20 protein-coding genes are annotated in these 24,304 nt (G+C 59.1%); 14 read left to right on the top strand and 6 right to left on the bottom strand.

What is annotated here, in order from left to right:
• Positions 1 to 182: 182 nt before the first annotated feature.
• Positions 183 to 389: a ParD-like family protein gene (locus BM413_RS30690; protein WP_091918633.1), complete on the top strand. Its 207-nt coding sequence runs from the start codon at positions 183 to 185 to the stop codon at positions 387 to 389.
• A gap of 1 nt (position 390) precedes the next feature.
• Entirely contained in the window at positions 391 to 1,170 is a 780-nt protein-coding gene (gene map / locus BM413_RS30685) for a type I methionyl aminopeptidase (protein ID WP_091918632.1), read from the top strand.
• A 15-nt stretch (positions 1,171 to 1,185) separates the two neighbouring features.
• Here the strand turns inward: map and BM413_RS30680 are convergent, their stop codons facing one another.
• Positions 1,186 to 2,082 (bottom strand): SDR family oxidoreductase, encoded by an 897-nt coding sequence (locus BM413_RS30680; RefSeq protein WP_091918631.1) that lies wholly within the window; start codon positions 2,080 to 2,082, stop codon positions 1,186 to 1,188.
• A gap of 93 nt (positions 2,083 to 2,175) precedes the next feature.
• Here BM413_RS30680 and BM413_RS30675 point away from each other — a divergent pair, with 93 nt between their 5' ends.
• Positions 2,176 to 3,048: a helix-turn-helix transcriptional regulator gene (locus BM413_RS30675; protein ID WP_091918630.1), complete on the top strand. Its 873-nt coding sequence runs from the start codon at positions 2,176 to 2,178 to the stop codon at positions 3,046 to 3,048.
• Between the two features lie 129 nt (positions 3,049 to 3,177).
• Here BM413_RS30675 and BM413_RS30670 read toward each other — a convergent pair whose 3' ends face one another.
• Entirely contained in the window at positions 3,178 to 5,322 is a 2,145-nt protein-coding gene (locus BM413_RS30670) for a TonB-dependent siderophore receptor (protein WP_091918629.1), read from the bottom strand.
• 384 nt (positions 5,323 to 5,706) lie between these two features.
• On the opposite strand from BM413_RS30670, the gene BM413_RS30665 reads away from it, so the two are divergent.
• The 10 genes from BM413_RS30665 (at position 5,707) to BM413_RS30620 (ending at position 16,066) form a co-directional block, all read left to right on the top strand.
• Positions 5,707 to 6,666 carry an IS110 family transposase gene (locus tag BM413_RS30665; RefSeq protein WP_091918628.1) on the top strand — a complete coding sequence of 320 codons (960 nt, stop codon included), beginning with the start codon at positions 5,707 to 5,709 and terminating at the stop codon, positions 6,664 to 6,666.
• Between the two features lie 545 nt (positions 6,667 to 7,211).
• A complete protein-coding gene (locus tag BM413_RS30660; protein WP_091918627.1) occupies positions 7,212 to 8,093 on the top strand; it encodes a glycine betaine ABC transporter substrate-binding protein in 882 nt (293 codons plus the stop codon).
• 114 nt (positions 8,094 to 8,207) lie between these two features.
• Positions 8,208 to 8,831, top strand: a complete 624-nt coding sequence (locus BM413_RS30655; RefSeq protein WP_091918626.1) for an ABC transporter permease — start codon at positions 8,208 to 8,210, stop codon at positions 8,829 to 8,831.
• A 2-nt stretch (positions 8,832 to 8,833) separates the two neighbouring features.
• Positions 8,834 to 9,475, top strand: a complete 642-nt coding sequence (locus BM413_RS30650) for an ABC transporter permease (protein WP_091918625.1) — start codon at positions 8,834 to 8,836, stop codon at positions 9,473 to 9,475.
• Entirely contained in the window at positions 9,472 to 10,401 is a 930-nt protein-coding gene (locus BM413_RS30645; RefSeq protein WP_091918624.1) for an ABC transporter ATP-binding protein, read from the top strand. Before BM413_RS30650 ends, BM413_RS30645 begins: the two co-directional genes overlap by 4 nt.
• Positions 10,402 to 10,449: 48 nt before the next feature.
• Positions 10,450 to 11,397 carry an LLM class flavin-dependent oxidoreductase gene (locus BM413_RS30640; protein ID WP_091918639.1) on the top strand — a complete coding sequence of 316 codons (948 nt, stop codon included), beginning with the start codon at positions 10,450 to 10,452 and terminating at the stop codon, positions 11,395 to 11,397.
• A complete protein-coding gene (locus BM413_RS30635) occupies positions 11,394 to 12,659 on the top strand; it encodes an LLM class flavin-dependent oxidoreductase (RefSeq protein WP_091918623.1) in 1,266 nt (421 codons plus the stop codon). Before BM413_RS30640 ends, BM413_RS30635 begins: the two co-directional genes overlap by 4 nt.
• Positions 12,656 to 13,444, top strand: a complete 789-nt coding sequence (locus BM413_RS30630; RefSeq protein ID WP_091918622.1) for a 2-keto-4-pentenoate hydratase — start codon at positions 12,656 to 12,658, stop codon at positions 13,442 to 13,444. Before BM413_RS30635 ends, BM413_RS30630 begins: the two co-directional genes overlap by 4 nt.
• A gap of 67 nt (positions 13,445 to 13,511) precedes the next feature.
• Positions 13,512 to 14,516, top strand: coding sequence for an ornithine cyclodeaminase family protein (locus BM413_RS30625; protein WP_091918621.1), 1,005 nt, complete (start codon positions 13,512 to 13,514; stop codon positions 14,514 to 14,516).
• The gene (locus BM413_RS30620) at positions 14,513 to 16,066 is read left to right on the top strand and encodes an HAL/PAL/TAL family ammonia-lyase (protein WP_091918620.1); all 1,554 of its coding nucleotides are present in this window, start codon (positions 14,513 to 14,515) and stop codon (positions 16,064 to 16,066) included. The genes BM413_RS30625 and BM413_RS30620 overlap by 4 nt, the downstream gene beginning before the upstream one ends.
• A 113-nt stretch (positions 16,067 to 16,179) precedes the next feature.
• Here BM413_RS30620 and BM413_RS30615 read toward each other — a convergent pair whose 3' ends face one another.
• Together BM413_RS30615 and BM413_RS30610 are read right to left on the bottom strand one after the other, a co-directional pair.
• The gene (locus tag BM413_RS30615; protein WP_091918638.1) at positions 16,180 to 18,261 is read right to left on the bottom strand and encodes an ATP-dependent helicase; all 2,082 of its coding nucleotides are present in this window, start codon (positions 18,259 to 18,261) and stop codon (positions 16,180 to 16,182) included.
• A gap of 540 nt (positions 18,262 to 18,801) precedes the next feature.
• A complete protein-coding gene (locus tag BM413_RS30610) occupies positions 18,802 to 19,296 on the bottom strand; it encodes a YciE/YciF ferroxidase family protein (protein ID WP_091918619.1) in 495 nt (164 codons plus the stop codon).
• 263 nt (positions 19,297 to 19,559) lie between these two features.
• Between BM413_RS30610 and BM413_RS30605 the strand changes: the two genes are divergently transcribed.
• On the top strand, positions 19,560 to 20,369 hold the full coding sequence (locus BM413_RS30605; RefSeq protein WP_091918618.1) for a non-homologous end joining protein Ku: 810 nt from the start codon (positions 19,560 to 19,562) through the stop codon (positions 20,367 to 20,369).
• Positions 20,370 to 20,496: 127 nt separating this feature from the next.
• On the opposite strand, the gene BM413_RS30600 is transcribed toward BM413_RS30605, so the two are convergent.
• The gene (locus BM413_RS30600; protein WP_091918637.1) at positions 20,497 to 21,321 is read right to left on the bottom strand and encodes a non-homologous end joining protein Ku; all 825 of its coding nucleotides are present in this window, start codon (positions 21,319 to 21,321) and stop codon (positions 20,497 to 20,499) included.
• Between the two features lie 121 nt (positions 21,322 to 21,442).
• Positions 21,443 to 24,112, bottom strand: a complete 2,670-nt coding sequence (gene ligD / locus BM413_RS30595) for a DNA ligase D (protein WP_091918617.1) — start codon at positions 24,110 to 24,112, stop codon at positions 21,443 to 21,445.
• Positions 24,113 to 24,304: the final 192 nt, after the last annotated feature.

The raw sequence follows: 24,304 nt of genomic DNA, 5'->3' as shown, positions 1-24,304 counted from the left end.
AACGGATGAAGACCAGCGCACCGCTGGCCGCCTTCGATCAGGCGACGCTCTATGGCGGCGGCTCTGCTGGATATACCGACTATCCCGCCATCGCAGCCGCAAGCCGCACCTGACTATCCGGTTGACTGCGGAACATACGAACCATATATGGTTCGTATGTTCGCCAACTATCAGAGACATCCATGGGCATTGTGAAAATCGACGACGAGCTGCACGAGGAAGCCCGGCGGGCCAGCACAGTGATGTGCCGGTCCATCAATGCGCAGGCCGAGTTCTGGATGAAGATTGGCATGCTGGCTGAAGCCAATCCGACCCTGTCCTTCAACGAGATCGTGAAGATCCAGTTTTTGGCGGCGCATGTGCGTCTCGCGGAAATAGCGGTCGCCTGACATGGTAAAGACCCCGGACGAACTGGCGCTCATGCGCGTATCGGGCAAGATGCTGGCGTCCGTTTTCGAGATGCTGGACGGTCAGGAACTCGCCGGCATATCGACATTACAGGTCAACGATCTGGTCGATCGCTTCATCACCGTGGATCTCACTGCGCGTCCGGCCAGCAAGGGGCAATATGGTTTCAAATATGTCCTGAACTGCTCTATCAATCATGTCGTTTGCCACGGCGTGCCGGGTCCGAGCGAGATCATCCGCGACGGCGACATCGTCAACTTCGACATCACGCTCGAAAAGAACGGCTTCATCGCCGATTCCAGCAAAACCTATCTGGTCGGCAATGCCCCACCCGCCGCGAGGCGGCTCGTGCGGGTCGCTCAGGAAGCGATGTGGAGAGGCATAAAACAGGTTCGGCCCGGAGCACATCTGGGCGACATCGGCTTCGCGATCGAACGGCATGCCAAAAGGAACGGCTATTCGGTCGTGCGGGAATATTGCGGGCATGGCATCGGCCGCGAGATGCACGAGGAACCGCAGGTGCTCAATTTCGGACGGCCGGGAACGGGCTTGAGACTGCGTGAGGGCATGGTCTTCACCATCGAGCCGATGATCAACCAGGGCACCCGCAAGGTGTCGACAACAAGCGACGGATGGACGGTCGTGACCAACGATCGGAAGCTTTCCGCCCAATTCGAACATACGGTCGCGGTCACTAGAACTGGCGTCGACGTCTTGACCCTGCGCCGCGACGAGACGCCGACGCTGGAAAGCAGAGTGTGACCATCGGCCCGCCGCTCACGCTTCGGCAAACCGCAACTGTTCGAGATCGGCGATAAGCCCCGGCCCTGTCGGCTGCCATCCCAGCTTCTCCCGCGTCTGCGCGCTTGAGGCTGGCATGTCGTGCGCGGCAAACATACTGAGCCAACCGAAGAAGGCTTGAGCTTCCTCCAGGGCAATCGACTTGACCGGCAGTTTCAGGCGCTCGCCGATGGCTTCGGCTATATCGCGCATCTGCACGCCTTCTTCCGCGACCGCATGATATTTCGCATTTGGCTCAGCTTTCTCAATCGCCAGCCTGTAGAGTTGGGCCACGTCGAGAACATGCGCCGCCGGCCAGCGATTGCGTCCGTCTCCGACATAGGCGCAAGCACCCTTCTCACGAAACATGGCGATCGCCGGGGTAATGAGACCCTGCGTGATCGGGTCGTGAACCTGCGGGAGCCTCACCACCGAGACATTGACCCCGTCCGCAGCAACAACGGCGGCAGCTTCTTCCGAAGCCGCGCGAGGATGCCTATCGGAGCCGACAGTCGCATTGTCTTCCCTGGCGGGTTCACCAGGCACGGTGTTGGCGATCGGCGTGCCGGAGGTGATGATGAGCGGGCGGTCGGAGCCGGCGAGAACCGAACCGAGTGCCTTGACCACATCGCTATCGTCCTCACAGTTCTGGATGAATCTTGAGAAGTCGTGGTTGAATGCCAGATGGATGACCCCATCCGACTGAGCAGCGCCTTTCTTGAGGCTGTCCGGGTCGGCGATCGATCCACGATAGACCTCGGCGCCGGCGGCCGCCAACGCTGCAGCTTTCTCCTCCGAACGGCAAAGGCCAATCACCTGATGGCCGGCGGCGATCAGGTCCTTCACAACTCTCGAGCCGATGTTTCCGGTAGCACCTGTAACAAATACACGCATGAGCAAAGTCTCCAATATTCGATGGAGACACATGTGTACGCGTTTGATATCCTGTTAAAGTAGTGACCTTATCATGGTATAATAGATAACAGGATGGACAAGTCGCTCGGTACCTATTTGAAGGATCGCCGTGCCAAGCTCGATCCGGCCGCATTCGGTTTTGCGGCTGAACGACGGCGTACACCCGGGTTGCGCCGCGAGGAAGTGGCGCAACTGGCAAACATCAGCCCGACCTGGTACACATGGCTCGAACAGGGGCGCGGCGGCGCACCATCGGGCGACGTGCTCGATCGGATTTCGCGCGCCCTCATGCTGACGGATGTCGAGCGCGAGCATCTCTTCCTGCTTGGCCTTGGTCGCCCGCCCGAGGTACGTTACAGAAAGAACGACGGTGTCACGCCACGACTGCAGCGCGTGCTCGATGCGTTGGAGCCATGCCCGGCGCTGATCAGGACCGCGATATGGGATGTCGTGGCCTGGAACCGGGCAGCGACCGTCCTGTTGATAGACTACGCATCGCTTCCGCCGGAGCAGCGCAATATCTTGCGTTTCATCTTCCTTGATCCACGCGCCCGCGCAGCGCAATACGACTGGGAAGGTGTTGCACGCTTCGCGTTGGGCTCGTTCCGAGTGGATGCGGCGCGCGCCGGGGCCGCGGAGGAGGTTGAACCCTTCGTCGCCGAACTCTGCCGGCTCAGTCCCGAGTTCAAGGCGATGTGGCGCGACAACGAGGTTCACGGCGCCCATGGCGATGCCGTCAAGCACATCCGTCACCCCGTCGCGGGCCCTCTTGCCTTCGAATACTCAGCGTTCGCGGTCGACGGGCGGCCGGATCTCAGCATGGTTGTCTACAACCCAGCGGGCCGAGCAGACATCGACAAGATCGCGTCACTTATCACCGAGCAAAGGGCCGCAGCGGTCGGATCCCATCAGGAAGGTGTACCTGCCGACGACCTAGCGCCATAGCGCAATTCGAAGGCTGCCGCCGCTTTGTGCTCAGCACAATGGCGTACAAAGAACGCTTGGCAAGTCTATCGCATCATCAGATGCGATAGACTCTGTGTTTCAGTGCTGTCCGTGTTTAGCGTTGAAGGCTCACCAGGAATATTTGAGCGTACCGACGACCTTGCGCCGATCGCCGTAAAAGTCGGTCCCGTAATAGCTGCTTGCCAAATATTTTTTATCGAACAGGTTCGTTGCATTCACGGCCAGCGTCACGTCCTTCGTCACTTTGTAGCTGACTGCCGCATCCACAAGTGCGTAGCCGCCAACCGAAACGGTGTTCGCATCATCTCCGTAGCTCTGTCCGATATAACGCACCCCGCCGCCGACGGTCAGGTCGCCACGCTGTCCTTCGCCCGGAAGCGTATAGTCGAGCCAGGCCGACGCCAGATGGCGAGGAACACGCTGCGGCCGATTGCCGACATTCCCGCCAATGCCGTTTTCCCGGATTTCGGCATCCCAATAGGAATAGGCAAGCGTCAGATTGAGGTTTTCCGTAATAGCAGCCTTGCCCTCTAGCTCGATGCCGCGGACGCCAACCTTGCCGATCTGCTGCTGGATCACAGGAGTGACATAAGTCGGAACATTGGTCTGGGTAAGATCGAAATACGCAGCGGTGAACAGGCCATCGAAGCCGTCGGGCTTGTACTTGACACCCACCTCGTACTGCTCGCCCTTTTGAGGCTTTAGCGAACCCGAGACCGCATATCCATTGGCGCTTGGCGCCACAAGCGGCTGAAAACTGTCCGAATAATTGGCGTAGACTGCGAGATTCGGGGTGAACTTATAAGTCAGGCCGGCACGCTTGGTGAAGGCAGATGCGGTATCGTCGTCCTGCGTTCCCGAGTCGAGATAGTCGGCCGTCGTATGGACATGGTCCCAGCGCCCGCCGAAGGTGGCGATCCAGCGATCGTCAAACGTCAATTGTTCCTGGGCATAGACACCCACCGCCTGCTGCTTGACCCGCCAGTTCACGTAGGGGCCGAGATTGATGCAGGAAAGACCGCAATAGGTCGGATTATTGATGTCGATGGGACCAGCGGTGCCGAAGAGAATCTTTTCGCGAGTGTTGTCGTTAGCGTAGTCGATGCCGACAAGCGTCTTGCTGTCGACCCTGTCCCAACCCGTATCGTATTGAAGCTGGTTGTCGAAGGCAAAGCGGTTGGACAGGCCATCGACGGAAAATGCCGTGCGGTCCGCGGTGGGATCAAGCGACGCGCCATAGACCTCAGCGTAGTCGAGGGTCAAATGCGTGTAGCGGGCATTGGAGCGGAATGTGAGGTTCTCGTTGAACTCGTGCTCGAACTGGTATCCGATATCGACCTGCTCGGTATTGAAGCGGTTGAAATCCGGCTCGCCCAGGAACGTGCCGATGTCGATATTGGCACCGGCCGGCAAGCCACGCGCGCCTGTCCCGTCTCGCTTGTAGTAGTCGGTCAGGATCGTCAGCGACGTGCCTTCCTGCGGCTTTATGGTCAACGCAGGTGCAATATAAAGTCGATCATCGTTGGAATAATCCCACCCTTGATCGCCTTGCTTGCCAAGGGTCGTGAGCCGGTAGCTCCAGACACCGTCGGCGTCGATCGGCCCACCGAAGTCAGCCCCGATCTCCTTGGTCCCATCGCCGTAGGAGGTGTAGACCTCGCCGTGCTTCTCGTCCTGTGGCCGCTTGGTGATTGCATTGACCAGACCGCCGGGGCCGTTGAGGCCGAAGAGTGTCGATGTCGATCCCTTCAGGACCTCCACGCGCTGAAGTCCGTAAGGTTCGAGACGACTGGCCGTGAACCATGCCGGAATGCGCGCCGCCAAACCGTCGCGATAGGTGCCGAGCGATGTCTGGTCGAAACCACGGATACGAATATAGTCATATCGGTCATCGTTGCCGAACTCATCGGTGAAGACGCTCGACGTGTAGGCTACGGCCTGCTGGAGGCTTTCAACATGGCGCGCTTCCAGTTCCTTTTGCGTGATAACCGAAATCGATGCCGGAACATCAACGATCGGCGTATCGGTCTTTGTCCCGGTAGCCGTATCTTTTGCGACGATGGTGCGATCAGGTCCGACAACGCGGTCCGATTTTCCGTCGACGACAATGGTTTGCAGCTGAGTTGCTTCTTCGATCGAACCGTCCTGTGCCCAGCCTGTCCCCGTCAGGCTCAGCGATACCGTCATCAATGCACTGCTTGCAATTATTCGTCGTACGTGCACGCGCAGTACTGCTTGTCGACCCACCGTCATTTCTGTCCCCTGTCAGACCAAAATTGAGCAATTTGTTCGGCCGCTCATTCCGATTTTTCTCGTTCGCTATTAGTCAAACAAGACAAAAGCAGTCAACTTAATAATCAAAAATTCGTACACACTCCCTGATTAATGATGGGGACTGGAAAGCGGCCCAGATCCATCGCGGCAACAGGCGTATCGCTGCTCTGCCTCGCCTGGCGAGCGTATCCGACGAGGCGATGGCGCCATCGGACACCTTAAGCATCATCGAATATTGCGTCAGATGGGATATTCGGCTTGGGCCCATCCTTAGAGGGTGGGTGTCGAGGTGCTGCGCTTCGAGCTGATGATAGAACGTGGTCTGTTTGGAACAGCCGCAAGCATCAGGAAAGGAAGCTCAGCATGAAACATTATGCCGGATTGGACGTCTCGGTGAAAGAGACCTCGATATGCATCGTGAACGAAACGGGCGTGATCTGCCGCGAGATCAAGGTCGCCAGCCACCCGGAAGATCTGGTCCAGGCCTTGAAGAATCCTGAATGGCGGCTGGTCCGGATCGGGCTCGAAGCCGGCCCGTTGTCGCAATGGCTGTTCAGCGGATTGGCGGAGGCGGGCTTGCCGGCGATCTGCATAGAGACCCGACATGCGAAAGCATTCCTGAAAGCTCAGATGAACAAGACCGACCGCAACGATGCACGCGGCATCGCACAGATGACGCGGGTCAATCTGTTCCGGCCCGTGCATGTCAAGACGCTGACGAGCCAGCATCGTCGCGCCCCGCTGACCGCCCGCAAGCTGCTGCAGGAAAAAGCGATCGCCATCGAGAACGACATTCGCGGTCTGTTGCGCAACTTCGGGCTCAAGGTCGGCATCGTTGGAACGGTTGGGTTCGACGATCACATCCGGGAGCTTGTCGATGGCATGCCGGACCTCGGCGAGATCATGAAGCCATTGCTGGCGGCGCGGCAAAAGCTGCGGGAGACATTCATGGGAGCTCCACCGCAAGCTGCTATCAGCACCATCGATGTTCCGCTGCGCTTCAGGAACTCCCGCGCCGTCGGTCCAGCGTTGGGGTTGACCCCTGTACTCAATCAATCGGGGGAAAGCTATCGCGTCGGCCGCGTGTCCCTGTGTGGCGACGGCATGATGCGGGCCCTGCTTTACGAAGCAGCCCAGGTCATGTTGAGCCGGGTGAGGAAATGGTCCTGGCTGAAAGCCTGGGCGATGAACGTCGCAAAGCGTCGCGGACGGCAGAAAGCTATCGTTGCGCTCGCACGCCGGCTGGCTGTGATCATGCACCGCATGTGGAGCGACGGCACCGAATTCCGCTGGACAAGGGAACGCATGCCTGCGGCTATCTGAACAGACTGCCGGGAAGGAGCCGATAAAGTTCCGCCGCCGGTGGAAAGACGTCCTTCGCGGGACGATGGATGAGGTGAGTTCGCTTGGGCTCTTGTGCCGATCGCAGCATCGCGATCAGGACGCGCGTCAGATTGGGCCGCCTCATTCTACTGATCCCATGATGGGAGGGCCAAGCAACCGATCCCGAAGAGAAGCAAGGACCCGCGAAAGACGTCAATCACCAGCAGAGCGGAAAGCTCGAAAGCGCTTGACCTCAACACGCCGAATAGAGAAGAGCCCTTATTCCATGCCCAAAGCCAGGTTCGGCGAAGCTCTCGTTCCGATGGTAGGAAACTGACGCTGGACGGATTGCGATATGTATAGGCATAATGCTTCAGGCGCAGACTTTCTGCTTAAATGATGGGCAAAATTCAGCAAATATTTTCCCGCTACCGCAACTAAATAGGAAAAATCGACTATCAGATGTCGCATTTTCCTTATAATTTACTAGAGCACTTGGGATTTTATCAGTTGCAGGCAACCCTTCCAACTCCTCGGAGACAGTCATGATTTTCAACTTACTGAAAGCCGCTGGGCTCGGCGCCCTGGCCTCTCTCGCCCTCACGTCTTCGAGCTTCGCGGACGCCGTCAAGATCGGCAGCAAGAACTTCACCGAGCAATTTGTCGTCGCTGAAATCTATGCCCAGGCACTTGAGAAGGCCGGTATCGAGGTCGAGCGCCGCCTCAACCTCGGTGCGACGCTTATCGCGCACGGCGCTTTGACCAATGGCGACATCGATCTCTATCCTGAATACACTGGCACCGCACTTGCCGCCGTGGTCAAGGGCGATCTGTCGGGCGGCGCCGACAAGATTTACGGTGAGGTCAAGGACTACTACGAAAAGAACCTCAAGCTGACGCTGCTCGATCCGACGAAGATCAATAACGGCTACGCCATCATCATGCTTCCCGAGACGGCGGAAAAGTACAAGCTGAAGACGCTGACCGACCTTGGACCGGTATCCAAGGATCTCACTTTCGGCGCCGAAGGCACCTTCGGCGAGCGTAAGGACGGGTTGCCAGGACTGGAAAAGGTCTACGGGATCAAGTTCAAGGAGTTCGTCAAATTCGCCAAGCTCGGCATCCGCTACAGCGCGCTGACCAGCAAGCAGATCGACGTCTCCTTCGGCTTCACCACCGACTGGCAGATCGCCGACAGCAAGCTGGCCGTACTCGACGACGACAAGGCGCTTTTCCCACCCTATTATCTCGTCCCGGTCGTGCGGCAGGATGCATTGGAAAAGAACCCCAAGATCGCGGAAGTACTGAACAAGATCAGCCCGCTTCTCAACAACGAGAACATGCGCGAACTGAATGCCGCCGTGGAGCGTGACCGCAAGGAGCCCGCCGAAGTTGCGACCGAATTCCTCACGGCCAACGGCATCTGAAGACCTTCCGGGCCATGGCGGGGTATTGAATCCTGCCGGCCAACCCATCAGACCCGGGCGCGATGAAGGTCTATCCGTCTCCATCGCGCCCGGTTTTCATCAACGGGCAAACTTGTGACCTGGGCACCTAAGCACATACCCGAAATACTGGCGGCGGCGGGGCAGCATCTCGTGCTTTCGCTGCTTTCGGTGCTGATCGGCGGCATCATCGCGGTGGCGCTCGGCATCGTGTGCGCGCGCCGGCCGCGGCTCTACGCATTTGCCCTTACGATTACCGGCATCATCTTCGTCATTCCGAGCCTTGCGCTGTTTGCGCTGATGATCCCGTTTCTGGGGCTTGGCATGAAGCCGGCGCTCGTCGGGCTGTCGTCCTACTGTCTGCTCATCTTGCTGCGCAATGTGGTGACGGGTCTACGCGGCGTTCCGGAAGATATTCTCGATGCGGCTGATGGCATGGGCTATGGGCCCTGGCAGCGGCTCGTCCGCATCGAACTGCCCCTGGCGCTGCCTTTGATACTATCCGGCATCCGCATCGCGCTTGTCACCGTCATCGGCATTGCGACGGTGGCAGCCTTTATCGACGCCGGCGGACTGGGCACCATCATCCTGATGGGAATAGACCAGAACTATCCTGAAAAGATTCTCGTCGGCGGGCTGCTGACCGCATTCATCGCGACCTTCTTCGATGTCCTGCTGAGCCGGACCGAAAAGGTCATCGTTCGCTGGCGGGGCGACTGACGATGCTGCAACAGGCATACACCTGGGTCTTGGACCACCCGGATGATTTCAATCGCGCGCTTGGGCAGCATCTCCTGATGTCGGGCGCGTCGATGGCCTTTGCCTTGTGCATCGGCATCCCGCTGGCAATCGTCATCCTCGGCCGCGAGAGGCTGGCCTTCCTAGCGATCAATACGGTCAATGCGATCCGCACCCTGCCGAGCCTTGCTATCCTGGCAATCATGATGCCGCTGCTCGGCATCGGCCTGTGGCCGTCGATCGTCGCGCTAACCTTCCTCGCCTTGCCGCCGATCCTGCTCAACGCGCATGTCGGCCTGCGCAATGTCGATGCCGACGCGGTCGAGGCGGCGATCGGCATGGGCATGAACCGCTGGCAATTGCTGCGGAGAATCCAGATTCCGCTTGCAGCACCCGCGATGTTTGCCGGTGCCCGCACCGCCGCCGTGCAGGTGCTGGCCGGCGCGACGCTTGCGCCTTTCATCGGCGGAGGCGGTCTTGGCGACTTCATCGCTGTCGGTGTCGCCGGGATGGACATGTCGCGGCTGCTCGTCGGCGCCGTTCCGATAGCGCTTCTGGCGCTCGGGACCGAATTCCTGCTCGGCCTCACCGAGAAAGTCCTGTTCGGAGAAAGAACGGCCGCATGATCACGATGGAACACGTCACCAAGCGCTATGGTGAAGGCGCCGCCGCCTCCGTCGATGACCTCAGCATCGAAATCCCTGAAGGCGTGACGGTGGCACTGGTCGGGCCGTCGGGTTGCGGCAAGACCACGACAATGCGGATGATCAACCGCCTGATCGACCCGACGGAAGGGCGGATCGTCGTCAATGGCGCCGATGTCCGCTCCGTCGATCCAGTGATCTTTCGCCGCCATATCGGCTATGTCATCCAGCAGGTGGGCCTCTTCCCGCATATGACGATCGCACAGAATGTCGGCGCGGTGCCGAAGCTGCTCGGCTGGGCTGCCGACAAAATCGCAAAGCGCAACGATGAACTGATGCAATTGGTAGGTCTCGACCCGGAAATGCTGCGGCGTTATCCGCGCCAGCTTTCCGGCGGGCAGCGCCAACGGGTCGGCGTTGCGCGCGCGCTCGCGGCCGACCCGCCGGTGCTGTTGATGGACGAGCCCTTCGGCGCTATCGATCCGATCGCGCGTGCCCGCCTGCAGGAAGAGTTCAGGCAGATCCTGCGCCGCGTCAGGAAGACCGTCGTGCTCGTCACCCACGATCTCGATGAGGCTATCCGGCTTGGCGACAGGCTGGCCATCATGCGCGATGGCAAGATCGTGCAATATGATACGCCCGATGCCATCCTGTCGCATCCGGCGGACGACTTCGTGGAGAATTTCGTCGGTGTGGACCGTGCCCTGAAGCGGCTCAGCCTGTTCACCGTCGAGACGGCCATGACCAAAGGCGCGCCGAAGGGAAAAACCGGCAAGGTGGCGGCTGGCACGAACCTGCGCGATGCGCTGGCGCTGATGGCAGCGGACAACAGCGAGGTGCTGGCGGTGACCGATGCCTCGGGCGCCGTGCTCGGCCAGTTGAAACGCGACGCGATCTTTGCGGTCTGAGCCGGAATTCTGGAGGGGAACAAAGCGCCGATGAGCCGCGAACGGACAATGCTCGGTATTTCTTTCTCCCCTGGAGGCGGCCCTTCTGCAGCCTTGGATTTCGGCCTGTTCGCGCAGCTGGTCCGGAAGGCCGAGGCGAACGCGCTCGACATGGTGGTGCTCGCCGATGCCGCGCCCTTCGAGGCAACGACGCTGGTCGCGGCGCTCGCGACGGTAACCAGCAGGATCGGGCTCGTTGCCACAGCGTCGACAGTCGCGCATCAGCCCTACAATCTCGCGCGCCGTTTTGCCTCGCTCGACGTCATCAGTCATGGGCGTGCCGGCTGGAAGGCCTCCATGACGCAGAACACACGCGAGGCGGCGAATTTCAGCCGCCCGGACGGCTTTTCTCCCGACGCCTTTCGCCGGCGGACGGAGGAATACATCGATATCGTTCAGGGCTTGTGGAAAGGCTGGGATGCCGACGCGCTGCTCTTCGACAAGTCGGCAGGGCGTTTCCACGATCCCGAAAAGATGCACCTGCTTGACCACAAGGGCGAATTCTTTTCCGTTCGCGGGCCTCTGAACGTTGCCCGCTCTCCGCAGGATACGCCCGTACTAGTGATGTCCGGGCTGTCGGCGTCCGACCTGGATCTTGCCGCGCGCACGGCCGATGTCGTGCTGACGGACGAAGCATCGCCCGAACGCGCCAAAGCGTTTCATGGCGATCTGGCCGCCCGCGTCGCTGCGCGAGGGCGCGATGCCAACGCGGTGAAGATATTCCTTACGCTGGAGCTGTCGGGCACCCCCGCCGAAACCGCCGACCGTCTCGAGGCGCAATTCCGGACGGGCGACTGTCACGGTTTCAACATCGTCCTGCCGCCGCAGATGGCTGCGCTCGACGGTTTCGTCAGTGATGTCCTGCCGTTGCTGCGGCAGCGCGGCCTGGCCCGGCATGACTACGGGGGCGCAATGTTGCGTGCAAATCTTGGCCTTGCCGCGGGAGGCGCATCATGACGGCCGATCGCGGGCAGATGAAACTCGGCGCCTTTCTGTGGGCGACCGGACACCACATCGCGGCGTGGCGCCATCCCAAGGCGCATGTCACGGCCGGCATCAACATCGATCATTATATCCAGCTGGCGCGAACCGCCGAGGCCGCCAAGTTCGATCTCATCTTCTGCGAGGATGCGGCCGGCCTGCGCGAGGCCAATGTCGCTATCGCCAGCCAGACCTCGCGCTCGATCGGCTTCGAGCCCCTCAGCCTGCTCGCAGCCCTTGCTGCTCAGACGAGCCATATCGGCCTCGTCGCAACGGCCTCGACCAGCTACAATGAACCATACGGCCTGGCTCGCGCCTTCTCCTCGCTCGACCAGATCAGCGGCGGTCGCTCCGGCTGGAATCTCGTAACGTCGGCCAGCCATATTGAGGCGGCGAATTTCGGCTCGAGCGGCCTGCGCCCGCATTCCGACCGCTATGAACGCGCCCGCGAATTCGCGACCGTTGTTGCTGGCCTTTGGCAAGGCGACGGTAATGCTCTCAACCATGACGGCCGGAACTTTTCGGTGCTCGACCCGCTGGACCTGCCCCGCTCTCCGCAGGGAGCGCCAGTCATGGTGCAGGCCGGGGCCTCGGATGAAGGCCGCGATCTCGCCGCCCGCACCGCCGACGTGGTGTTCACCGCTGCCCAAACCTTCGAGGAGGCGAAGGCCTTCTACGACGATCTCAAGGCGCGTCTGGTTGCGTGCGGGCGTGAGCCTGACGACATCAAGATCATGCCGGGCGTAGCACCCGTCGTGGCGGCAAGCGAAGCGGAGGCCCGCGCCAAAGTTGACGAGTTGCAGGAACTGATCCCTGACGATGTCGGCGTGGCGCTTCTGTCCAGCTATCTCAGCACCGACCTGTCGAGCTATCCGGTCGACGGCCCGCTGCCTGAACTGCCGGCTACCGAGGGGATGCAGAGCCGGCAAGCCCTCGTCGTCGAACAGTCGCGCCGCGACAACCTCTCGATACGGCAACTGGCGCGTCATTTCGCCGGTGCTCGCGGGCACTGGCGCGTGGTGGGAACACCGGCCCAGATCGCGGACGAGCTTCAGGCGCGGTTCGAAGGCGGGGCGGCGGACGGCTTTAATGTCATGCCGTCCTATTTCCCGGGCGAGCTCGATGCCTTCGCTACACTCGTCGTGCCCGAACTGCAGCGTCGCGGCCTGTTTCGCCTGGACTACGAAGGTTGCACGCTGCGGGAACATCTTGGCCTGAAAAAACCGGTACGGAAATGATCGACGCCTCAGACATCACTACGCTCGGAACCACAATCACCCACGAAATCGTCGAAAAGCGCGCCTTCGACCGGCATGTCGTTTCGATCGGCACCGATCTCGACCTTGCCTACGAGATTCAGGACGAAGTCGCGCGGCAACTGCAGGCAAGCAAGCCGCACCGAAAGATCGGCGGTTACAAGATCGCCTTCAACAAGGCGTCGTCGCTGCAATATTATGGGCTCACTGAACCCTGCATCGCACCGGTTTTCGCCGATCTGATCGTACCGAGCGGCGCGGTACTCGATGGCGCCAACTACCGCGACCTCATAATCGAACCAGAACTCGTCCTCACCCTTTCGCGCGACCTGCCGGTGAGGCGATGCAGCCGCGAGGAAATCCTGGCCAGTCTCGAACTGGTGCGGCCCGGCTTCGAATTGCTGGATCCGCGCAACGCTTTCGCGCTCGACCCGACTGCGGCGCAAGCAGTGGCGCAGGTCATATACAATGTCGGCGCAGTCATCGGCGGTCCGGGCATCGCGATCGAAAGTCTCAATCTGGCAACGCTGACGACAAGCGTGGCCATTGATGGAAATATCGTCGCCGAGGCAACAGGTGCCGCGCCGCAGGACCCCGTCGAGGTCATTGTCTGGATGACAGGCGTTCTTGCCGACAAAGGTGAACAGTTGCGGGCCGGGATGTCGGTCCTATGCGGAACGCATCTGCCGACCCGGTCCGTTGCCGCGCCCGCAGAAGTCTCCGTCACCATGACCGGGGTTGGACAGGCGGCGTTCAGGCGGCGGTAGTTCGTAACGATATTCCCGGCTTGATCGGCGCGAGCCGCTGGGCGGGGTCGATTTTCAAGGAGTATCCATGCAGCCGATCTATCTGACCTATCTGAACCGGTACGACATCGAAGCGGCAGCACTTACGGATACCGAAATACTGGCGGCCATCGAGGCGAGCCTTGGCATGCAGGGGCGCGGCGAAACGGTGATCGAGCCGCGCGTGCATCTGGAGCCGAAGGCCGGCGTCGAGGGCCATTTCAACGTTCTGCGCGGTTGGATCGGCGGCGACATCGATTCCGCAGGCGTGAAGGTGGTCGGCGATTTCGTCGACAATTACAAGCAGAGCCTGCCGTCGGAATTCGGCATCTTGAACCTGTTCGACCCGCGCACCGGCATGCCCACCGCAATCATGGATGCCAGCGGCATTACCGACATGCGCACCGGAGCGGTGACTGCGGTCGGCGCCAAGTACCTCGCCCGCAAGGGATCGAAGACGCTCGGTCACATCGGGGCACGCGGCACGGCCTATTGGAACGTCAGGCTACTCGACAGCCTGTTCGACTTCGAGACGATCCGCGTCCATTCGCGCCGGCCCGAAAGCCGTAACGCCTTTGCCGAGAAGCTCAGCCGCGACCTCGGCAAGGAGGTCACCGCCACGGAGGACTGGCGCTCCTGCGTCGAGGACGCGGATATTGTGGTGGAGGCCTCGCGGCTCAGCGCCCCGCAACCCATGCTGAAGACCGAATGGATCAAGCCGGGCGCATTCGTCGTGCCTTATGGGACGATGAGCGCGGTGGAGCTTTCGCTGACCGATATCATGTCCAAGATGGTCGTTGACGATTGGGGTCAGTGCAAGGGCGGCAAGTTCGGATCGCTGCGCGCCCATGTCGAGGCGGGAAAACTGTCGGAGGCGACACTCCATGCCGAACTCGGGCAAATCGTGGCGGGTCTCAAGACCGGGCGCGAGAAGGATTCGGAGACCATCCTGTTCTGGCATCGCGGCCTGTCGCTGTCCGATATTGCACTTGGCCATGCCATCCTGAAGAAAGCCGCCGGCATGGGAGCCGGCCACCGGCTGCGCTACGCATGAGCGCCGATTTCCATCTTGGCGCGCGCCCGCTGAGCATTGCCGATGTGGTTAAGGCCGCGCACACGCCGCTGCGCGTGGTGCTGAGCCCGCAAATACGTGCCCGCATGCAGGCTTCGCGCGCGGTTGTTGACGATCATCTGGTGCGCGATATCCCGGTTTACGGTCTCAACACCGGTCTTGGCGGCAATGTCGGGCATCGCATCGCTCAGGACGAGATTCCGGCGTTTCAGGAACAGATGGTGCGCGGTCGCATTGCCGGCGTCGGCGATCCGCTGCCCATCGAGACCTGCCGGGCCGCTCTGTTCTGCCGTATCGCCACGCTGGCGCTCAGTGGAGCCGGTATCTCGCCGCATGCCCACGACCTGATGATCGCGATGCTGGAACGGGACGTCGTTCCGGTCATTCCGTCGCGTGGGTCGCTTGGCACTGGCGATCTCGTCATTATGATGAGCGTCGCTGCCGTGCTGATCGGACGAGGCCGCGCCTATTTCCGCGGCCGCATCCTGTCAGGCACCGATGCGCTGAAAGCAGCCGGCCTCGCGTCGGTCAAGCTCGGCGCCAAGGATGGCCTCGCCGTCGGCAATGCCTCGTCCGTGACCTGCGCCATGGCCGCACTTTCCCTCGAGGCGGTGCGTGCCCTGTTGTCAGTGCATGTGGCGACAGCCGCCTTTGCCTGCGAGGGCTACGCCGCCAATGCGCTGATCTTCGACCCACGCCTGGTGGCGGCGCGCCCCGCCAATGGTCAGGAACAGGCGGCAAAACTGTTCCGCCGGGCCATGCAAGGCAGCAGCCAGACACAGGCAGCGGCATCGCGGCAGATACAGGATGCCATCTCCTTCCGCACGCTGCCGCAAGTGACCGGAACGGTCGTCGCTGCTTTCGCGGCCGCACGCGATGCCGTCGCAATCGAGCTCAACTCGGCGGCGGATAACCCGCTGGTCTTAGCCGAAACTGGCGAAATCCATTCGTCTGCCAATTTCCAGACGCCCTCCATAGCGCTGGCATTCGACACGCTCGCCATTGCGCTGGTGCATCTCGCCACCGCCTCGGCGCAGCGGTCGATCAAGCTGATGACCGGGCGGCTTTCAGGTTTGCCGAACTATCTGTCGCCGGTCGGCGGCGCGTCGGCTGGCTTCGTTCCCATGCAGAAGTCGATTGCGGCACTCCACGCGGAAATCCGGCTGAAGGCACACCCCGCCAGCCTCGATGCAATCGTCATTTCGGACACCGTCGAGGACCTCGCACCGCAGACAGCCCTCACCATCCGCAAACTCGACGAGCAGATCGAGCTTGTCCGCTGGCTGATCTCGATCGAGGCGCTTCTGTCGGCGCAGGCTTGCGACCTGCGTGTGGCGTCTGAACCGGAGCGCAAGCTCGGAGATGCCGGCCGTCTCCTTCACCGTATGGTGCGCGTGGTCGCGGAAGAACTGGTGGAAGACCACGAAACCGGACCCGATGCCGCAGCGGTCCACGACATGCTGTGGAACGGGGACACGATAAAAGCCATCGACGCTCTGTTTTCCGGCACGCCTTCAGTCATATCCGTGTAAACGGGAAGAGAATCCTTTCAATACGCGATCAAATGCTGATTGAGTGCTTAGGTGGGGCCAGCTTGGAGCTCTGGCCAGGCCTCCCACCAGCTCCCATCTGGCAAACTGCGTGCCTACTTCCACATGCCGCGCATACGACTTTTCAGATCGACACGAACCTCCGGATGCTTTGATCCAGCCGCCGTGTTGAAAGCTTTGGGCCAAGTAACCGACGTAAACTTGTCCAATATGGTACTTGGTATGAAACGTGTGCGGGACGCGTAGACGTGGCGATCGCCTCGCGAGGCCTGTCCGTGGGTGTAAAATTTTTGTGGGGTGATCAGATGCAGCGCGTCCTTCGCACGCGTCATCGCCACATAGAGTAGACGTCGTTCTTCCTCGATCTCGTTGCGCTCGCCGACTGCAAGATCGGACGGGATGCAACCATCGACGGTATTGAGAACGAAGACGTTTTTCCATTCCTGGCCTTTGGCTGAATGGATGGTCGACAGGATCAGATAGTCCTCGTCGAGATGTGGCGGCCCGGCGTGGTCGCTCGTTGCATCAGGGGGGTCAAGCGTCAGGTCGGTCAGAAATTTTTGCCTCGACGGGTATCCCGCAGCAATCTGCTCAAGCTGGAGCAGATCTGCACGGCGAACTGCAGCATCTTCGTGAATGCGATCAAGATGTGGCTCATACCATAACCGGACCCGTTCCATGTCGGATGGCCAGGTACTGTTTCCGTTTCGCAGAGCGGTGAAGACATCAACGAAACCAGGCCAATCCGCAGCGCCCCTTGCCGGGGGCCGATAGATGGACAGACCCAGAGTGACATCGAGCGCACCCTCCATCACGTCGATAACCTCCCCTGCCGACGATGGACCGATACCGGGCAACAATTGCAGTACCCTGAAGGCAGCAACGCGATCACGCGGATTCTCCGCAAAACGCAATACCGCCAGCATGTCCTTGACATGCGCCGCGTCCAGGAACTTCAGGCCACCGAATTTAATGAAGGGAATGTTCCTTCGGGTGAGTTCGACTTCCAACGGGCCGGAATGATGTGAGGCTCGAAAGAGCACTGCTTGCTGTTTTAGCTGAACGCCCGCCTCGCGTTCCTCCAGCACTTTCTCACAAACATAGTTGGCCTGGTCGGCATCATCCCTCACCGTCACGAGCAATGGCTTTTCCATCGACTGCCGCTCGGTCCACAGGTTCTTCGTAAAACGCTCCGTCGCCTCGCCGATGACTGCGTTCGATGCGGCCAGGATCGGTTGCGTCGAACGGTAGTTTCTCTCAAGCGTGACAATCTCAGCAGGCGATGGAAACAGTGTCGGAAAGTCGAAGATGTTGCGTACTTCGGCTGCGCGGAACGAATAGATCGACTGCGCATCGTCTCCAACAACCGTTAGCCCGCGGCCATCAGGTTTCAGCGCGGTCAAGACCGAAGCCTGAAGGCGATTTGTATCCTGGTATTCGTCGACAAGGATGTGGTCAAAGCGGCCACCGATATGATCGGCGATTTCCGGCTCCGATGACATTTGCGCCCAATAGAGAAGCAGATCGTCATAATCGAGGACGTTCTGCGCCTGTTTCGTTTCGACATAGGCCCCGAACAGCTGTTTGAGTTCGTCCGCCCAGCCGATGCACCAGGGAAAGGACTTGGCCAGCACCTGCTCCAATTCACACTGCGCGTTGACGGCACGCGAGTAGATGGCGAGGCAGGTGTTCTTGGCGGGAAAGCGGCTTTCGGTTTTGGACAGTCCAAGATCGTGCCGGACAAGATTCATCAAATCCGCTGAATCTTCGCGATCATGGATCGTAAAGGCCTCGCTCAGACCTATCTCGAGGGCATAGTCGCGCAACAACCGTGCGCCCACGGAATGAAAGGTACCAGCCCATGTCAGGCCTTCCAGCAATGTAACAGCCCTTGCACCCATCACCTCAGTCGAGATGCGCTCGACACGTTTCGTCATTTCTGCTGCGGCACGACGTGAGAAGGTCATGAGCAGGATGCGACGCGGGTCTGCGCCCTTCACGATAAGATGCGCAACGCGGTGTGCCAACGTATTTGTCTTGCCAGAACCGGCACCGGCAATAATGAGAAGCGGCACGGCAACTGCGCCGTCCCCATGCAGCACCGCATCTCGTTGCGCCTGGTTCAGGCGGTCGAGATAGTCTGGTTGGGCAAGCGAATCACGGAGCGCGACATTCATCGCGCCATGAAGCATTGTTTCCGTTTCGTTCGCAAGAAAGCGATCAGGGCTGGAAGCGGTGTTCCCCAAGGTCCACGATACCATCGCGGATTGGTCAGATGTGATGCTATCTGAACGCGGAACGGTGCGGCCTGACGCTGACAATATAGCCACGTCGAATACGAAACGCTTTAACAGCAGCTTGAATTCGTCCGTTTCCGAGGTCTCTCATCCATGTATAGAGCGCGGCCATTGCATCTCTCCCGCCGATTCGCACCTACATGTTACTCCTATACTTGAGACCGACCATCCAGGAATTTGGTCAAAACAACACCACTTTGGGCTTACTTAGAGCGCCAGTTGGATTACGTCCGGGGAGCCGGAGCGGACGCCAGGAGTCGAACCTGGCTCAGAAGCTGTGGAACAGCTTCCTCTCTCGGAGCATCCGCCAAATCTGCTGAAACTTATTGCCCGGCATTCAACCGGGCGGCGATCCCAATCGGGGCGCTACTCCCGAATTGCTTCTGATAGTCCGGGGTCGGATCGCGTCCCTTTGGCTTTCTATGCAGCCTTCGCAGTAGAAGATGTCCTGTTGATCGACGTAACTGCGAGGTTCGTAAGCTTGTTGTTCGTTGCCTTCTCCTGATCGAGAATTTCGCTCAGAAGCTTGTGCGCCTCGTCGTGACCAAGGTCCTTTGCCCACTCGCGCAATGACCCATAACGGGCAATCTCGTAGTGTTCAACGGCTTGGCACGCCGCAAGCAAGCCGGCATCGAGCGCAGTGCCCGAAGCCTCTTCCATCAGGCCGTCGGCTTCTTTGATCAATCCCTCAATGGCATCGCACTTCTCGCCGGATGCCTTCTTGCCGATCGACTTGAAGACCATCTCGAGCTTTTTGATCTGGTCCTTGGTCTCCGCAAGGTGATCTTCAGCAGCCTTCTTCAGCTTCGCATCCTTGGCTGCTTTCGCAACCTTCGGCAAAGCCTTGGTAATGGCATTCTCGGCATAGTAGACGTCTTGCAGCGTATGCTCGAACAACTCGGATAATGACTTCATTGCGTTTCCTCCCTGTGCTGGACGCTGAGAAGAAAGAAACCAATACAGAATTTGTTCCATCGCTCCATATTCCGCACATCGGCTGTTTTATTTGTTTGCAACACACTGCCTGCTTTTTTCCGTCGACGGACTGTAGGCGCCGCACAGGCGCTTGCATGGCCACCAGAAGGCGTTCGGCGCTAGGGGTCTTATCATTCAGCAGTTGCAGGCCTGCGATGGGAACGATGGGGCAAATTATCCGTTCTAGTGGCTGGAGGATTGCAATGGCTCCCCGCCCATTCTGGAAAGGCTATCTGAAACTGTCGCTGGTTACCTGCCCGGTCACAATGACGCCGGCTATCTCGGCCAGTGATAAGGTTCGTTTTAGCACCGTTAATCGAAAAACAGGCAATTCCGCAAACAGCCGCTACGTCGATGCAGAGACCGGAAAGGTGGTGGCAGACCAAGACGAGGCTAAAGGCTTCCAGTACAACGAGGACCGGTTGGTAATCGTCGAGGACGAAGAGCTTGACGCTGTGGCGCTGGAAAGCACGCGCACCATTGATATCGATATGTTTGTCCCGCGCGACTCGATTGAGTGGATCTGGTTTGACAGACCGCATTATCTGGCACCGTCTGACAAAATCGGCGAAGAAGCCTTCGCGGTCATTCGCGAAGCGATGCGGTCCACGGGCATGGCCGGAGTCTCTCGTCTCGTGCTTTACCGTCGTGAGCGCGCTGTGATGCTGGAGCCGCGTGATCAGGGCATAGTCGTCTGGACATTGCGTTATGGCGATGAGGTGCGAGACGAAAAGCCGTACTTCGATCAGGTTGAGGCGAAGGCCGATAGCGAAGCGACCGTGATGGTCCAGAAGCTCATCAAGGCCAGCCTGAAGCGATGGACGCCGGATATGGTCACTGATCCGGTGCAGGGGCAGTTGAAAAAAATCATCGCTGCGAAGAAGAAGAAGAAGACGGGCAAAACAGCGTCCGACGAAAAAGCCAAAAGTGGTGGCAAGGAGACCACCAACGTCGTTTCGATCATGGACGCGCTGCGTAAGAGCATCTCACAGGAAAAGCCAAAACGCCGCTGACTATGTCGTTCCTGCTTTCCCTCCGCCAACAACAGCAGCTCGACCATCCCGCACTCCACGTCCGGGACCGGATTGCAGGCGTTACAACCGTCCGACCGAACGCATAACCAGCGCTAGCAACATCATCTCAGTTCGCCTTCCGCTTACCCCCTGAGGAGCGTGTGGGGGAGGTTTTCTTTCCGGCATCAGCGCTCTTGCGAAGCGCGTCCATAAGGTTGATGACCTTCTCCTCCCGCTCGATCTTTGGCTTCTTGATCTTCCGCCCCTCGAGCTTGGCTTTGACTAGCTCGTTCAGCGCATCCTCATAGCGGTCGTCGAATTTCGAAGGATCGAATTTTCCAGTTTTGGTCTTGATAATGTGCTTAGCCAGATCGAGCATTTCAGCCTCAATCTTGATCTTGGAAATACCGTCGAATACCTCTTTGGCGGGGCGGATTTCGTAGTCGAAGTTCAACATATTTGCTACCAAACCGGAATCATGCCCCCTGATCATAACAGTGCGCACGCGGCGAAATAGAACTGAACGTGCCAAACCGACCACGCCGGAGGCGTTCATAGCGTCGCGAATGACGTTGAACGCCTTTTCGCCCGCCGGCTCAGAAGGTACGAGATAATAGGGCCGGTCCAGGTAGAGCGTGTCGACATCGCCGCATTCGATGAAGGTCTCCATGGCCAGCATCTTGTCACTTTCCGGAATCGCTTCGGCTATTTCTTCCTCATCGAGGATAACGAAATTGCCGTCAGCAGTTTCATAGCCTTTAGCCAGGTCATTCTGATCAATGGGCTTACCGGTTTCTTCATCGACAAACTGTCGGTGAACACGGTTGCCAGTCTTACGGTTCAATACATGGAAGGAAATGCGCTCGGAGGTCGATGCGGCCGCGTACATTGAAACCGGACAAACCAATTCGGCAACTTTCAGATGACCCTTCCATATTGCTCGTGCCGTCACCGTATTCTCCTTTGCATGCCAACTCCTGACGGCGTCGGCGGTTCCCGATACCATCAGTCGCCAAATTACGGGCGCGCAATTCCCCCATTGTCGGCGGCCATGAATGACCAGACTCCGTGCCTCAGGCTGCCAGTTTATTGAATCCCAAACGCTTGATCGCGTCACGCAGAGGTCGTTCACCATCAAGATAGTCCGCCCACGCCTTGGTCCTTTTCAGCAATCCAGGGACGGTGCGAACGGTATATCTCTTTGGGTCGAGATCGGCGCGTACCTGCGACCAGGTTAGCGGCATCGACACGGTAGCCCCGGGCCGCGCCCGCGGCGACAGCGGAGCCACAGCCGTTGCCATGCGGTCATTTCGAAGGTAGTCGAGGAATATCCGACCTCTGCGCAATTTCTTGGCCATATTGACGAGATAGCGATCGGCATTATCGCTCGCCATTTGCACGCAGACGCATTTGGCGAATGCCTTGGCTTCGGGCCACGTCAATTTGCTTCGCGATGCTGCCAGCGGCGTCACTACATGTAGACCCTTGCCCCCGGTCGTCTTACAGAAACTAACCAGCCCTAAGTCTTCCAAACGCCCTTTCATTTCCTTCGCTGCAACGACAACCTCAGAGAACGATACTTCCGGCCCAGGATCGAGGTCGAATATCAGTCGACCAGGCGACTCCGGATGGTGAGGCTGACAATTCCACGGGTGGAGCTCGAGGCCGCCAATTTGTCCAATGGCTGCCAGTCCCTCGACGCGATCGATCTGCAGATAGGGCTTGTGATCACCGGTGACCTTTACAAGCTCCAGAAGGTTTGAGGTGCCAGGCATGGCATGGCGCTGAAAGAACTGTTCCCCGGCGAATCCATCTGGAGCACGCACAATCGAACATGGCCGCCCTTTGAGATGGCCAATCATCCAGGCTCCGACCGCCTCGAAATACTCCGCGAGATCTAATTTGGTCACCGGTTGCCCGTCACTTCCATCCGGCCAAAGGGCTTTTTCAGGTTTGGAGATGACAACGCCCATCACCACCGCTTTTCTGGTGGAGTCCTTTGGCGCGGAGGCTCGCGACGTCGCTTCGGGTTTGGCGACATCGATCTTTTCCGCCGGTGCAGGACGTTCGGCCTCGACCTCGTCCGCAGGCTTATCGTCTCTCAATCCTTTGAACGATGCCTGTCGGATATTCCCGCCTGCGGTCCATCCCGCAAATTCGATCTCGGCCACCAGTTCGGGTCGCGTCCAGTGAAGCGTGGCATCTCTTTTGGGGGCACCAGCGCCGGTAAATGGTGACGACGACGCTTCGGTCTCTTTCAAACGAGGAAGAAGCCGTTTGAGTTTGTCGCCGCCATAACCTGTACCGACCCTTCCGATATGCATGAAGTGCTGACCGCGATTGACACCGACCAGCAGCGAGCGAAATCGGCCGTTAGTCGTCGACCATCCCCCGATGACAACCTCATGACCGCCTCTGCATTTCGACTTTGCCCAAGTCTGCGTTCTACCGGATTCGTAGCGGGCGTCTTCCCGTTTTGAAATGATGCCCTCCAGTGACAGGCGGCAGGCAGACCGCAGCACTGCTTCACCACCGTTTTCGAAATGTTCAACATATCGAATGAGCGAAGCGTCTCCGAGATCCGCCCCACCCAGCAGTTCTTCCAAGCGTTTTTTGCGCTTGATGAGAGGTAGTTCGCGTAAGTCCTTGTTTCCATCGAACAAAAGATCGAAAGCGAAATAGATCAGATCTTCGGTCTTCTGCTCCGACAGAGCCGCCTGGAGCGCGGCGAAATCGGGAACCCCATTCTTGTCGAGTGCTACGATCTCCCCATCAATGATTGCATTGGATAGTCCAGTCGCCTCCTTCGCAATCGCCGCAAATTTGCCGGTCCAGTCCAAGCCCTTCCTGGTCTTCAACGTCGGCGATGAATGCTCGACGCGGAGTTGAACGCGATAGCCGTCAAATTTGATTTCGTGGATCCAGTTCTTACCCGCCGGTGGCCGCGAGAGGGAAGCACACAACTGTGGTTCGACAAAACCAGGCATCGTCGACATGGCTGGTCGGGAATTTTGTGCCTTTGTCCGTTGTGACGGCGGCGTCACCACTTTTCCCGCTGCGCGCGCCTCAGCGGCATCCCCTTGGTCACTGTCCCAGACGGCGTCCGGATTGCCTGGCACGGAGCGCGCAATCATGAATGGTTTTGGTCCCTTGCCCTTTCCCGCGGCAATTGCCGACATGGTTCTCCCGGACGCTATCGACTTGTCGACTGAGAGTACTGCATCACCATCTCCATCTCGTGCATGCTCGTCACGGTGCTTTATCAGCAGCCAGTTTTTGCGCTTGCCACCAGCGCGATCACGCTTCATCCGCACCAGAACAAAACTGCCGGAGAGCCGACCTCCCTCCAGCGTAAACTTGAAATCACCCTTCTCGATCGCTTTTTCTGGCGAAAGATCACCTTCCGGTTGCCAATATCCGCGATCCCATAGCTGCACCGTTCCGCCGCCGTACTGTCCTTTTGGGATCGTACCTTCGAAGTCGCCGTAGTCGAGTGGATGGTCTTCGACCTCGACAGCAAGTCTCTTATCCCGCGGGTCGAGCGATGGTCCTCGTGTTACAGCCCACGATTTGAACACCCCGTCGAGTTCCAGCCGAAGATCGTAATGAAGCCGTGTAGCCGCATGCTTTTGAATGACAAAACGTCGCCGATTGGAACGCTCAATCTTGGCCTCCCCGCTTGGTTCGACGGTTTTTGTGAAATCGCGCTTTGCGCGGTATTTGGAAAGCTTGGTCTCTTTCATTGTGCGTCTTTCCGCTGTTGGCGGGAGAGGAACGCCAATTCGGGTATTTAGTTCTATCGGGGCTCAGATAATCGCTGCTCTGGGAAATTACGCGCTAGAATTCTGTCGGTCGTTGCGGCTCTTCGCTACTCCTAGCCCCTCACCCAAACGCAATTTTCACGCCCCGGCAGAGCTCTGACGCAAAACTGTCGT

The organism is Mesorhizobium sp. YR577, from assembly GCF_900116595.1.
Classification (GTDB): domain Bacteria; phylum Pseudomonadota; class Alphaproteobacteria; order Rhizobiales; family Rhizobiaceae; genus Mesorhizobium_M.
The sequence above is the reverse complement of the archived record's forward strand: the minus strand, read 5'-3'. Positions and strand labels throughout refer to the sequence as shown.